Genomic DNA, 12,402 nt, shown 5'->3' with positions numbered 1-12,402 from the left:
GCCTGCACGGTGGAGGGGGCAGCGCCCCCTCTTTGGCTTAGGACGCGATGAACTCGTTCCATTTGCGAACCATATACTGGTTCTCGTCCATGACGGAGTTCCAGCAGGCCACATGCCCCATGCGGTCATAGAAGGCCCCGCCATCGCGCGTTTCGCCCGCCTGCGCCAGAACGTCGCCAGTGGGCGAGGTGATGACGTCGGTCGCGGGTTTGCCTTCGAACCAGTAACCCCACTCGTTCTCGGTCATGAACTCTTTCGAGGTTTCCGGCACGGCGGAATAGTAACCCTGACGCATCAGGTAGCCGCCGACCCAACCGGAGAGATACCAGTTGATGTATTCATAGGCCGCATCCAGAGCCATGCCGGACAGATTCGCGGACAGGCCGATACCGCCGCCCCAGCTCCGATAGCCCTCTTTCAGCGGCTGGTAGACGCATTCGATGCCGCGCGATTTCACCGCGGTGATCGCCGGCGACCACATCGACTGGATCACCACCTCGCCCGAGGCCATCAGGTTGACGCTCTCGTCAAAGGTTTTCCAGAAGGCGCGGAACTGGCCGTTCTTTTTCGCCTCGGTAAAGATCGCCATGGTCTTGTCGATCTCTTCGCGGGTCATGTTGCCCTTGTCGCCATATTGGATCTCACCCATGGCTTCGCAGACCATCGCCATATCCATGATGCCGATGGAGGAAATATCAAGGATCGACGCCTTGCCCTTGAACTCCGGGTTCAGAAGCTCGGTCCAGCTCTCGATCGGACGGCCGATCAGGTCCGGGCGGATGCCCAGCGTGTCGGCATTGTAAATGGTCGGGATCAGCGTCATCCAGTTGGTCTGCTCGGTCGCAAAGGTCTTCGACCCTTCGCCCTCGACAAAGCCCACGGTATGCGGCGCAGTGCCCTGTGCGATCACGCTTTCGGGGGTCAGTTTGCCGTCTTTGAAAATGCCGACGATCTTGTCGTAATTCGCGATCTTGGACACATCCATCGCCTGAAGGTTGCCGGTCGGCCAAACCTTTTTACAGATCCAGTATTCGATGTCGGCGATGTCGAAGCTGTCCGGCTGGGTCGCGGCGCGCTGGGTCACAGAATCGGAATCGAGCGCGGTCATCTCGAGCGTAAAGCCAAGGTCTTCCTTCACCTTATTGGCCACATCGTTGAGGTTCGACACGCCGGTGCCGAACTGGCGCAGCGTGATGTCCTTGATCTCCTGAGCCCAGACCATGGGCGCCGGAAGGGCCGAGGCGGCAACGGCGGCCGCACCGCCCTTGAGCACCGCACGGCGCGAGTAACGCATTTTAGACATGTGATTCTTCCCTTGTTGGATGGATCGTAGAATTAAGCCTGGAGGCGGTGGGCCCGCCCCTCGTCCCAGGCGAGGCTGACCGCATCGCCCGGATTTTTCGGATTCGCATAGAAGGTGCCCTCGGGCACGAGCGCCAGAACCTCTTCGCCCGCTTCGGTCATCGAGGTCATCGCCACATGCGCGCCCTGATATTCGACGGAGGTCACAGTCGCCGTGAGACCGTGATCGCCCAGAACCACCTCATCGGCACGGAGTGCCACCTTGGCGCCGTCGAGCGAAATCACATTATGTCCGCCCATGAACCGCGCCACGAATTCGGTCTTCGGTGCATTCCACACGTCGCGCGCGGCGCCTGCCTGTTCGATCACCGCATTGTTCATCACGACGATCTCGTCGGCCAGCGCCAGCGCCTCGTCCTGCCCGTGGGTGACGTGGATGAAGGTGATGCCCAATTCGCGTTGCAGACGTTTCAACTCGGCACGCACCTTGATCCGCAGAAACGGATCGAGCGCCGACAGAGGCTCGTCGAGCAACAACACCCGTGGTTTCGTCACCAAGGCGCGGGCCAGTGCCACGCGCTGTTGCTGACCGCCGGAGAGTTGCGCGGGCAGGCGCTGGGCAAAGCTCGTCATATGCACAAGCTCCAGCATTTCGTCGGCGGCCTTATGGCGGCTCGCCTTGTCGACGCCCTTCATCCGAAGCGAAAACGCCACGTTGTCGCGCACTGAGAGATGCGGGAACAATGCGTAAGACTGGAACATCATCGCCGTGCCGCGTTTCGCGGGGGGCAGATGGGCAATGTCCAGCCCGTCGAGCACGATCGAGCCGTCGGAGACGCTTTCATGTCCGGCGATCATCCGCAAAGTCGTCGATTTGCCACAGCCGGACGGCCCCAGCAGGCACACATAGGTGCCATTGTGAAACACGTAATTCACATCCCTCACGGCGACCGTGTCGCCATAGCGTTTGGTCAGATGTACGAGTTCCAAATCTTTTCCAGAGCGCATGTCCGTCCGCCTTGTCTGCGTTTCAATGCTTTGACGCTGAGCCGGTTTCCGGCATGGGCGAAGATTTTTCCGTCCTCCTGGCCCTGCGGAACACGAAATGCCTGATGTTTGGGCGCGTCGTACATAAGAGTGCATTAATTATGCGCTATAATTGTATACAATCTTGTGGACGAAAATTTTCCACCACCGCACTTGAGAATCAGCGCCCGGGGCGGAAAGTAGACCGATCAGAAGACGAAGGACGATCAAATGGCGGAGCCGGTTGAGCAGAAAGAAAGCGGAAGCGCACGGGTTGCGGAAAGTCTCGCCATGGCGATCCACGAACACCGGCTCTCCCCCGGCATGAAGCTCAGCGAGGACGAGGTGGGCGAGATCTACGGTGTCAGCCGCACCGTGGTGCGCGCCGCCCTGCAACAGCTCGCCCATGACCATCTCGTCGAATTGAAACGCAACCGCGGCGCGTTCGTCGCCCAGCCCTCCGTCAAGGAGGCGCGCGAGGTGTTCGAGGCCCGCGCTTTGCTGGAGCCGCGCACCGCCCGCTCCGCCGCCGAGCGCGCGACGCCCGAAGACATCGAGATCCTGCAACGGCATATCGACGAGGAACACGCCGCGACTCATGCCGGTGACACCGGGCGCGCCCTGCATCTGTCGGGCATGTTCCATGTCGAGATCGCCCGCATCGCCGATCAGACCACGGTCGCCGATTTCATCGCCCAGCTCGTCTCCCGCTCCTCGCTTATCATCGCGCTCTATTGGCAGCGGCGCACAGCACTTTGCGAGAGCCACGCCCATGACGCGCTAATCAAGGCGCTCGCACGGCATGACGGCGCGGCGGCCGAGGAGATGATGAAACACCACCTGCTCGATCTTCTGACCTCGCTCGACCTGCGCGATCAGCCCTCGGTGCCGAAATCCCTCAAGGAGGCGTTGAATTGATCCTCCGCCCCGCCAGCGCCGCCGAAGTGGCCACTGTGCTCGACTGGGCGGCGGAAGAAGGATGGAATCCGGGGCTCGACGATGCCGCCCCCTTTGCCGGGGCCGACCGGAACGGGTTTTTCGTCGCCGAAAAGAAAAGCGGCCTCGCCGCCGCGATCTCCGTGGTCAATCACTGTCCGGGCTTCGCCTTTCTCGGCCTCTATATCTGTCGCCCGAAATATCGTGGGCGGGGCATCGGTCTGAAACTCTGGCAGCACGCGCTCGACCATGCCGGGGACCGCACCGTCGGCCTCGATGGCGTCGCGGCCCAGCAAGACAATTACGCCCGTTCGGGCTTTGTCAAAACCGGCTCCACGGCGCGGTTCGAAGGCGCTGTGAGGGCGCAGTCTCCTGCCGACATCCGGCCCGTTTCCAATAGCGATCTTGCCGATCTCGGCGGGCTCGATCTTCTGGCCAACGGGTTTCTGCGCCCGCGGTTCCTCTCCGGCTGGCTCGGCGATACCGAAACCCGTCGCACTATGGTGCTCGATGGCCCCGACGGCTCGCTGGGCTTTGCCACCGCGCGGCTCTGTCGCGAGGGGTGCAAGATCGGTCCGCTCGTTGCCCCCGATAAGGACAGCGCCCTGCGCCTGATCTCCGCCGCCTGTGCCGCGCTCGGTCAGGACAGGGCCATCCTCGACGTGCCGGAGATGCAGTCGGGTTTCCGCAATACGCTGGTCGAGAGCGATTGGCAGATCACCTTCGAAACCGCCCGTATGTATCGTGGCGAGCCGCCCGCGCCCGGGCATCCCGAAACCCTCTTCGGGGTGGCGACGCTGGAGCTTGGTTAGGGCTTAACTGGCCCGCGTGCGGATCAGTCGGACGAGGTTCGCCAGCACGAAGATCAGCGCGGCGACCGTCACGATGGTCGGACCGGTCGGCGTGTCGAAGGTGAACGCGCCCTGAATGCCGCCCAGAACCGCCATGACGCCAATGAGCGTGGCGATCACCGCCATGCGCTCCGGCGTGCGCGAAAACGGTCGCGCACTCGCCGCGGGGATCAGCAACATCGCGGCAATCAGAAGCGTGCCGACCACCTTGATCGCCACCGCCACCACCATCGCCAGCGCCAGCGACAGGATCAACTGCTCGCGTCGCGGCGACAGGCCCGAAGCCATCGCAAGATCGGGGTTGAGCGTCGTGGTCAAAAGCGCCGACCAGCGCCAGTACAGCAGCCCGAAGACCAACACCGCGCCGCCCCAGATCACCGCAAGATCGCTGCGCCCGACGGCGAGAATGTCGCCGAACAGATAGGCGTTGAGATCGACCCTGACGTTGGGCACGAAAGACACGGCAACAAGCCCGAAGGCCAGCGCGCTGTGCGCCATCACGCCCAGCAAAGTGTCCATGGCAAAACCGCGGCCCGACAGGGTCGAAACGGTGAACGCCATCAACAGCGCAATCACAAGGACCCCCGCGAAGATCGACACGTTGAACGCCAAGGCCAGAGCGACCCCCAGAAGGGCCGCGTGTGCCGTGGCATCGCCGAAATAGGCCATCCGCCGCCAGACCACGAAACAGCCCAAAGGCGCTGCCGCCAGCACAAGACCGATCCCGGCCAGAATGGCGCGGACAAGGAAATCGTCGAGAAGGCTCATGCGGAGGTCACCTTGTCCTGCGTTTGGCTCTGGTTCTGCCCGTGGTCATGCGTGTGCGCATGCGCATGGTCCTGCGCATGGTCCTGCGCATGATCGTGATCGCAATGGTCATGGCTGTGGTCATGTCGGTAGAGCGCCAGCGCACCATGCGTGCCGGTGCCAAAGAGCGCCCGATATTCCGGCGCGGAGGCGACATGCTCCGGCGCGCCGTGGCAACAGACATGACCATTGAGACAGATCACCCGATCCGATGTGGACATCACCACATGCAATTCATGGCTCACCATCAAAACCGCGACGCCCTTGTCCTGTCGCAGCCGTTCGATCTGACTGTAGAAATCGGCGGAACCGGATTGGTCCAGCCCCTGAGTGGCCTCGTCGAGGATCAGAAGATCGGGATCGTTCAAAAGCGCACGGGCCAGCAGCACGCGTTGAAACTGCCCGCCCGACAGATCGGTCATCTGCCGCATGCAAAGATGGCCTGCACCGGCATCGTTGAGCGCGGCATGGGCGGCGGCGTCGCTCACCCGTTTCGGCAGCGACAGGAACCGCCGCACCGTGAGCGGCAGGGTCGGGTCGATATGCAGCTTTTGCGGCACATAGCCGATGCGCAGACCCTTCTGCCGTGTCACCGTGCCGCTTTCCGGGGCCAGCGCCCCGATCACCACCTTCATCAGCGTCGATTTGCCGGAGCCGTTCGGCCCCACGATGGTGACGATCTCGCCCGGCTCGACCGTCATCGAGACGTCGTCAAGCGCCAACCGCCCGCCAAGATGCAGGGTCACATTTTCAATGTTGATGAGGCTCATTTTTCACGCGCCAGACAGTTCGGGCAGGTGCCCTCGGCCTCCAGGACCGCACGGGAAATGCGAAATCCTGTGGTCGCCGCAATATTCGCCAGCAGGCTGTGCGACGGATCGGTTTCCGCCTCCGCCACCGCATGACAGGAGGTGCAGATCAGAAAGGCGGGGGTGTGCCGCTCGCCGGGATGGGCGCAGGCGATGAAGGCGTTGAGCTTCTCGATTTTGTGAACAAAGCCGTTTTTGGTCAAAAAATCGAGCGCGCGATAGGCCACCGGCGGCTGACTGCCGAACCCGTCTTCGGCCAGGCGGGCCAGCACGTCATAGGCCCCGAGCGCGCGGTGCTCTTCGAGCAGAATCTCCAGCGCCCGCTTGCGCACCGGCGTCAGATGCAGCCCGGCCTCGCGACAAGCGTGGTCCGCCGCCGCGACGCCATCCGCGACGCAATGGCTGTGATCGTGGTGCTGAAATCCGATCGTGTTCGGGTCCATGGCATCGCTCCGGTATGACGAGTCGCGCAGTTGGTTTGCTAACAGGAGCCCTTGATATGTTATCACCTGTACTATATCAAGCCCGAGACGTAATAACATAACATGCATCAGAGGCCAGAATGACCCTTCGTTCCTCCCTTCTTTCTGTCAGCTTGCTCGCCAGCGCACAATTCGCCGCCGTTTCCGCCGCCTATGCCGAGGTTCCCAATGTCGTCACCGACATGGCGCCGATCGGCTCGCTTGTGGCTCAGGTCATGGGCGATCTCGGCACCTCGACCCAGTTGATGCCGCAAGGCGCCTCGCCGCACGGCTACTCCCTGCGCCCGTCGGAGGCCAAAGCCCTGCAAGCCGCCGACATCGTCTTTTGGACCGGTCCGGTGATCGAGCCCTGGCTCGACGAGATGATCGACGAAGTGGCCCACGACGCCCATTCGGTGCCTCTGGCGCTGGCTGAAGGCGCGACTGTCCTGCCGGTGCGTGAAGGCGCAACTTTCGAGCGTCACGTCCATAGCGATGACGAACACGACCATGATGAGGCTGGGCATGAAGACCATGACGAGCACGCCGATGAAACGCATGACGATCATGACGACCATGACCACGATGAGCATGATCATGACGAGCACGGCCATGATGATCACGATGACCATGACCACGAAGGGGCCGATGGTCACGCCTGGCTCGATCCGATGAACGCCCGTGTCTGGCTCGGTGTCATCGCCGAGGAACTCGCCGAGCACGACCCCGAAAACGCCGCCACCTACGCCGCGAATGCCGCTGCGGCCCAACAGGCGCTGGACGTTAAAATCGCGGAAATTCAGGCCGAACTGGCTCCGATCTCCGATCTGCGCTTCGTCGTCTTCCACGATTCCTTCCAGTATTTCGAAAACCGCTTCGGTCTTCAGGCCACCGGCTCCATCTCGCTTTCGGACGCCACCGCGCCGAGCCCGGCCCGCGTGAAGGAAATTCAGGACAAGATCAAATCCGAGGGCGTCACCTGCGTCTTCTCCGAACCGCAGTTCAACGCGGGCCTTGTCGCGACCGTGCTCGATGGCACTGATGCGAAAACCACGGTGATCGACCCGCTGGGCGTCGGGCTGACCCCGGGCGCCGGGTTCTACGGCGATCTGATTGACGCTGCGGCTACGGCTTTCAAAACCTGCGCCGCCGAGTGATCGTCCGGTGATCGCCCAGAGCTTGCCTGTGATCGCCGCGTAAATTCGGAACAAATGTAAAAAAAGGGCGCGGGGGGTCTTCCCGTGCCCTTGTTTGTGCCGGGGGGGAGTTTTACATCCCAAGGCATGAGCCTCAGCATCCCCTTTCTCGCGTCGCCGCCAAAGGTCAATGTCGTCCGTCTGAACGGTGCGATCATGACCCGTCAGGGCGGTTTGAACGACCAAAGCCTCGCCCCCGCGATCGAGCGCGCCTTTCGCAAGGGCAAGCCCACAGCCGTCGCGCTGTCGATCAATTCGCCGGGTGGCTCGCCGGTGCAATCCTCGCTGATCGCGGCCCGGATCACCCGTCTGGCGCAGGAAAAAGAACTTCCGGTCTATGCCTTTGTCGAAGATGTCGCGGCCTCGGGCGGCTATTGGCTGGCCTGTGCCGCCGACAAGATTTTCGTCGATCCAAGCTCCATCGTCGGCTCCATCGGCGTGATTTCCGCAGGCTTCGGCTTCGACCAGTTCATCGGCAAACATGGCATCGAGCGTCGGGTTTACACCTCCGGTCGCTCGAAAAGTCAGCTCGATCCCTTCCGCCCGGAAAACCCCGAAGACGTGGCGCGGATCAAATCTCTGCAAGAAGAAATCCATCAGGCTTTCATTGCCCATGTCACCGCCTCCCGTGCCGAGCGGCTTTCGAAAGAGGCGGAGCTGTTCGACGGGGCCTTCTGGACCGGGGCGAAGGGCGTCGAGCTTGGCCTCGCCGATGGCATCGGCCATCTCGTTCCCACGATGAAAGACATCTACGGCGACAAGGTGAAGCTCTCGGTCTTCGGCCCGAAACGCCCGCTGTTCCGTCGCTTCGGCACCGAACTCGCCTCCGGCCTCACCGCGCAGGTCGAAGAACAGGCCCTCTGGGCAAGGTTCGGGCTCTGAACAGATGGTTTTCAAGATCATCAGCGTCTTTCTGATCTTCATGATGGTGCTCGCCCTTTTCGGCCGACTGCGCTTTCCGGGTCAGAAAAAGCTGAACGATATGAAATGTCCGAAATGCGGGCGTTACAAAATTGGTAAAGGCCCGTGCGCCTGTGAAAAGGACAGATCCTGATGGATTTCATTTATGCGGTTGCCGGTCTGATCATCCTGCTGATTGCAGGCGATATGTTGGTGCGCGGCGCTGTGAACCTGTCCCTGCGACTGGGTATTCCGGCGCTGATCGTCTCGCTCACCGTCGTCGCCTTCGGCACCTCCGCGCCGGAGCTTTTGGTGTCCGTGTCGGCGATTTTCGACGGGGCACCGGGGCTGGCACTCGGCAACGTCATCGGGTCGAACACCGCCAACGTGCTTCTGGTGATGGGCATTCCTGCCATGATCTCCACTCTTCATGTCATCGACAATTCCACCCGCGCCTCCTATCTCCAGATGCTGGGTGCGACCGTGCTGTTCATCCTTCTGGCGCTGCGCGGCACGTTCGACTGGATTGCCGGCCTGATCCTTCTGGCCGCGCTTTTCGCCATGATCGGTCACGCGATCTATGAGGCCCGCTGTCACCGCGTCGCCCAGCGGGACGTCGAACCCGAAGAGGTCGAAGGCGCCGACCCCGACATGCCCTGGATCAAGGTCATCGGTTTTCTGCTGGTCGGTCTCATCGGCCTGCCGTTCGGTGCGGATATTCTGGTCGATGCCTCGACCAATATCGCCCGTGCCTTCGGCGTCTCCGAAACCGTGATCGGCCTGACCCTCGTGGCCCTCGGCACCTCCCTGCCGGAACTCGCGACGACCGTCATGGCGGCGCTCCGCAAACAGGCCGACGTCGCCTTCGGCAACGTCATCGGCTCCAACATGTTCAACCTTCTCGGTATCATCGGTGTGTCGAGCCTCGTCGGACAGCTTCCGGTCGACAAGGACCTGATGGATTTCGACATCTGGGTGATGCTTGGCGTGTCTGTCCTGCTCGGCCTGTTCGTGCTCAAGCGCATCGACATCACCCGGGTTTGGGGGATCGCCCTTTCCGTCCTATATGTTCTCTACATATTGGCTGTGCTGGGCTGAGGAGATCGTATGACACTGCGCAAGGCGCTTGTGACCGGGGCGGGGCAGAGGCTTGGCCGTGCCATGGCCCTGTCTCTGGGCGAAATGGGGTTTGACGTCGCGGTGCATTGTCATCGCTCCCGTGCCGAGGCCGCCGATCTGGTCGAGGCCCTGCGCGCCATGGGACGAAAGGCGTCCGTGTTGCAGGCCGATCTGCTCGACGAGGCGCAGGTGGAGACCCTCGTGCCGCGTGCCGTGGACGCGCTCGGCGGGCCTCTGACGCTTCTCGTCAACAACGCTTCGATTTTCGAAGACGATACGGTTGAGACCGCCACCCGGCAAAGCTGGGACCGGCATTTCGGGAGCAACCTGCGTGCGCCCTTCGTGTTGACGCAACAGTTCGCTGCGCAGGCACCCGATCCGGTGTGCGATCCCGACGGTCGCCCGCGCGCGCAGGCGCTCGTGGTCAACATGATCGATCAGCGTGTGCGCAAGCTCACGCCGCAGTTCATGACCTACACGCTTGCCAAATCCGCGCTCTGGACGCTCACGCAAACTGCGGCTCAGGCTCTCGCGCCCCGTGTGCGCGTCAATGGCATCGGACCCGGTCCGACGCTTCAGGGCGCGCGCCAGAGCCCGGAGGACTTTGCAGACCAGCAAAAAGCGACCCTTTTGCAGCGCGGTGCAGAGCCCGCCGACGTCATCGCCGCACTGGCCTATCTGGTCGCCGCGCCCGCTGTGACCGGGCAGTTGATCTGCCCCGACAGCGGTCAACATCTGGCTTGGGAAACGGCGGACGTTCGGGGCAACGAGTAAGCCCTGTTAACCTTTTCAAGCAAAAGTTTTGCACGTCTCTCGGGTTTGTTTCATTTTCGTTACTAAAATGTAAACAATATCAAGGGTTTGCGATATGCTCTTAAAAATACCATTTAAAATCAATGCATTAAAAACGAGTTCATTTTTTGTGCAAACGGGTGAATACGCATGAATCCAAGGGGAAATCCGTGTTCACGAAAACTTATAGGCAGGGTTATCCACAGAAATGGTGGATGAGTTAGCTCTTGCTCTCGGAGCGATAAGATTGCAGCCAGAGGGGGAATCGGAGGCAGGCAGATGAGTGACGTAAAGGGCAGCGAAAATATGGACCCGACGCCGGAGACGTCCCGCGTCGACGCGCACAAGGACGTGCCGCGCGGCCATGCCGTGATCGACGCCTATGTCAAACAGCTCGACGGCTCGCCCGGCGTGTATCGCATGCTCGATCCCGAACATAACGTGCTCTATGTCGGCAAGGCGAAGAACCTCAAGAACCGCGTGTCGAACTACGCCCGCCCCTCGGGTCATTCCGCCCGCATCGCCCGGATGATCTCCGAAACCTCGCAAATGATGTTCCTGACGACCCGGACGGAGACCGAGGCGCTTCTGCTCGAACAGAACCTGATCAAGCAACTCAAGCCGCGCTACAACGTGTTGCTGCGCGATGACAAGAGCTTCCCGAACATCATGTTGACGAAGGACAGCGATTTCCCGCAGTTGTCCAAGCACCGCGGTGCGCGCAAGCGCAAGGCCGCCTATTTTGGCCCCTTCGCTTCCGCCTCCGCTGTGAACCGCACGCTGAACCAGTTGCAGAAGGTCTTTCTTTTGCGCACCTGTTCCGACCCGGATTTCGAGTCCCGTACGCGCCCCTGTCTCCAGTATCAGATCAAACGGTGCACCGCGCCCTGCGTCGGCAAGATCTCGAAAGAGGACTATGCCGAGCTGGTGAACGAGGCCGAACGTTTCCTTCAGGGCCGTCACTCCGGCCTTCAGGAAAAGCTCGCCCATGAGATGCAGGAGGCCTCCGACGCGATGGAATTCGAACGCGCCGCCGCTTTCCGCGACCGCATCCGCGCTCTGACACAGGTTCAGACGGCGCAGGGCATTAACCCACGCACCGTGGGCGAGGGCGATGTGATCGGGCTTCATATGGAGGGCGGGCAGGCCTGTGTTCAGGTCTTCTTCATCCGCGCGCATCAGAACTGGGGCAACAAGGATTTCTATCCGAAAACCAATGGCGCGGAGGCGGAGGAAGTCCTTGCGGGCTTCATCGGGCAATTCTACGAAAAACGCGATCCGCCGCGGCAGCTCATCCTGTCGCACGACATCGAAGAGCGCGAGCTGATGGAGGCCGCGCTGTCGGAGAAAGCTGGCAAGAAGATCGAAATCCTCGTTCCGCAGCGCGGCGAGAAACAGGAGCTTGTGGCCTCCGCGCTCCGCAACGCCCGCGAAAGTTTGGGCCGCAAAATGTCCGAAGGGGCGGCGCAGGAGAAACTCCTCGAAGGGCTCAAAGAGGCTTTCGATCTGCCGCGCGTGCCGCAGCGGGTTGAGGTCTACGACAACTCCCATATTCAGGGCGCCCATGCCGTCGGCGCGATGATCGTCGCGGGGCCGGAGGGGTTCATGAAGAACCACTACCGCAAATACGACATTCGCGGCGATGACATCACGCCCGGCGACGATTTCGGCATGATGAAAGAGGTTCTGACCCGTCGCTTCAAACGTCTGTTCAAAGACGATCCCGACCGTTCCAAAGGCCTCTGGCCCGATCTCCTGTTGATCGATGGCGGCGCGGGGCAGGTCTCTGCCGTGCATGAAATCATGGTCAAAGAGGGTGTCACCGACATTCCGATGATCGGCGTCGCCAAGGGCATCGACCGCGATCAGGGCAAGGAAGAATTCCACCGCATCGGCCACCGCGTCATGGCGCTGCGTCGGAACGATCCGGTCTTGTATTTCATCCAGCGCATGCGCGACGAGGCCCACCGCTTTGTCATCGGCACCCACCGCGCGAAACGCTCCAAGGCCATGGGTCTCACCAAGCTCGACGACATTCCCGGCATCGGCGCCACCCGCAAACGTGCGCTTCTGGCGCATTTCGGCTCTGCCAAGGCTGTGGAGGGCGCGCATCTCGACGATCTGATGGCCGTGGACGGAATTTCCGAGAAAGTGGCCCAGACCGTCTACGACTTCTTCCATGAGCACGGGTGAGGGAGTAAGG

General features: G+C 61.6%; 12 protein-coding genes. 7 read left to right on the top strand and 5 right to left on the bottom strand.

Annotated elements, in window-relative coordinates; all coding sequences use genetic code 11:
* Positions 1–37: 37 nt before the first annotated feature.
* Complete coding sequence (locus V1475_RS02465; RefSeq protein ID WP_434290077.1) at positions 38–1,303, bottom strand: ABC transporter substrate-binding protein; 1,266 nt, start codon at positions 1,301–1,303, stop codon at positions 38–40.
* 32 nt (positions 1,304–1,335) lie between these two features.
* Positions 1,336–2,310 (bottom strand): ABC transporter ATP-binding protein, encoded by a 975-nt coding sequence (locus tag V1475_RS02460; RefSeq protein ID WP_479411481.1) that lies wholly within the window; start codon positions 2,308–2,310, stop codon positions 1,336–1,338.
* 249 nt (positions 2,311–2,559) lie between these two features.
* Here V1475_RS02460 and V1475_RS02455 point away from each other — a divergent pair, with 249 nt between their 5' ends.
* On the top strand, positions 2,560–3,246 hold the full coding sequence (locus V1475_RS02455) for a GntR family transcriptional regulator (RefSeq protein ID WP_434290081.1): 687 nt from the start codon (positions 2,560–2,562) through the stop codon (positions 3,244–3,246).
* Positions 3,243–4,076, top strand: coding sequence for a GNAT family N-acetyltransferase (locus tag V1475_RS02450; RefSeq protein WP_479411480.1), 834 nt, complete (start codon positions 3,243–3,245; stop codon positions 4,074–4,076). The genes V1475_RS02455 and V1475_RS02450 overlap by 4 nt, the downstream gene beginning before the upstream one ends.
* Positions 4,077–4,079: 3 nt before the next feature.
* Here the strand turns inward: V1475_RS02450 and V1475_RS02445 are convergent, their stop codons facing one another.
* From V1475_RS02445 to V1475_RS02435, 3 genes are read right to left on the bottom strand one after another with little or no spacing between them, the layout of a single operon-like run.
* Positions 4,080–4,883 (bottom strand): metal ABC transporter permease, encoded by an 804-nt coding sequence (locus V1475_RS02445; RefSeq protein WP_479411479.1) that lies wholly within the window; start codon positions 4,881–4,883, stop codon positions 4,080–4,082.
* Positions 4,880–5,692 carry an ATP-binding cassette domain-containing protein gene (locus tag V1475_RS02440; RefSeq protein WP_479411478.1) on the bottom strand — a complete coding sequence of 271 codons (813 nt, stop codon included), beginning with the start codon at positions 5,690–5,692 and terminating at the stop codon, positions 4,880–4,882. The genes V1475_RS02445 and V1475_RS02440 overlap by 4 nt, the downstream gene beginning before the upstream one ends.
* Positions 5,689–6,174 carry a Fur family transcriptional regulator gene (locus V1475_RS02435; protein WP_434290089.1) on the bottom strand — a complete coding sequence of 162 codons (486 nt, stop codon included), beginning with the start codon at positions 6,172–6,174 and terminating at the stop codon, positions 5,689–5,691. The genes V1475_RS02440 and V1475_RS02435 overlap by 4 nt, the downstream gene beginning before the upstream one ends.
* A 119-nt stretch (positions 6,175–6,293) precedes the next feature.
* Between V1475_RS02435 and V1475_RS02430 the strand changes: the two genes are divergently transcribed.
* From V1475_RS02430 to uvrC, 5 genes are all read left to right on the top strand, one after another.
* Entirely contained in the window at positions 6,294–7,349 is a 1,056-nt protein-coding gene (locus V1475_RS02430) for a zinc ABC transporter substrate-binding protein (protein ID WP_479411477.1), read from the top strand.
* 126 nt (positions 7,350–7,475) lie between these two features.
* Positions 7,476–8,270 carry a S49 family peptidase gene (locus V1475_RS02425; protein ID WP_479411476.1) on the top strand — a complete coding sequence of 265 codons (795 nt, stop codon included), beginning with the start codon at positions 7,476–7,478 and terminating at the stop codon, positions 8,268–8,270.
* 171 nt (positions 8,271–8,441) lie between these two features.
* A complete protein-coding gene (locus tag V1475_RS02420) occupies positions 8,442–9,386 on the top strand; it encodes a calcium/sodium antiporter (protein WP_434290095.1) in 945 nt (314 codons plus the stop codon).
* A 9-nt stretch (positions 9,387–9,395) separates the two neighbouring features.
* Positions 9,396–10,181 carry an SDR family oxidoreductase gene (locus V1475_RS02415; protein WP_479411475.1) on the top strand — a complete coding sequence of 262 codons (786 nt, stop codon included), beginning with the start codon at positions 9,396–9,398 and terminating at the stop codon, positions 10,179–10,181.
* 324 nt (positions 10,182–10,505) lie between these two features.
* Entirely contained in the window at positions 10,506–12,392 is a 1,887-nt protein-coding gene (gene uvrC / locus V1475_RS02410) for an excinuclease ABC subunit UvrC (RefSeq protein WP_479413945.1), read from the top strand.
* Positions 12,393–12,402: the final 10 nt, after the last annotated feature.

The organism is Celeribacter sp. SCSIO 80838, from assembly GCF_056498065.1.
This window is presented reverse-complemented; position numbering and strand designations above follow the sequence as displayed.

Coding starts and splice junctions, on each gene's coding strand:
- V1475_RS02465 (WP_434290077.1), bottom strand. CDS start 1,303: ATGTCTAAAATGCGTTACTCGCGCCGTGCGGTGCTCAAGGGCGGTGCG.
- V1475_RS02435 (WP_434290089.1), bottom strand. CDS start 6,174: ATGGACCCGAACACGATCGGATTTCAGCACCACGATCACAGCCATTGC.
- V1475_RS02445 (WP_479411479.1), bottom strand. CDS start 4,883: ATGAGCCTTCTCGACGATTTCCTTGTCCGCGCCATTCTGGCCGGGATC.
- V1475_RS02440 (WP_479411478.1), bottom strand. CDS start 5,692: ATGAGCCTCATCAACATTGAAAATGTGACCCTGCATCTTGGCGGGCGG.
- V1475_RS02425 (WP_479411476.1), top strand. CDS start 7,476: ATGAGCCTCAGCATCCCCTTTCTCGCGTCGCCGCCAAAGGTCAATGTC.
- V1475_RS02420 (WP_434290095.1), top strand. CDS start 8,442: ATGGATTTCATTTATGCGGTTGCCGGTCTGATCATCCTGCTGATTGCA.
- V1475_RS02455 (WP_434290081.1), top strand. CDS start 2,560: ATGGCGGAGCCGGTTGAGCAGAAAGAAAGCGGAAGCGCACGGGTTGCG.
- uvrC (WP_479413945.1), top strand. CDS start 10,506: ATGGACCCGACGCCGGAGACGTCCCGCGTCGACGCGCACAAGGACGTG.
- V1475_RS02415 (WP_479411475.1), top strand. CDS start 9,396: ATGACACTGCGCAAGGCGCTTGTGACCGGGGCGGGGCAGAGGCTTGGC.
- V1475_RS02430 (WP_479411477.1), top strand. CDS start 6,294: ATGACCCTTCGTTCCTCCCTTCTTTCTGTCAGCTTGCTCGCCAGCGCA.
- V1475_RS02460 (WP_479411481.1), bottom strand. CDS start 2,310: ATGCGCTCTGGAAAAGATTTGGAACTCGTACATCTGACCAAACGCTAT.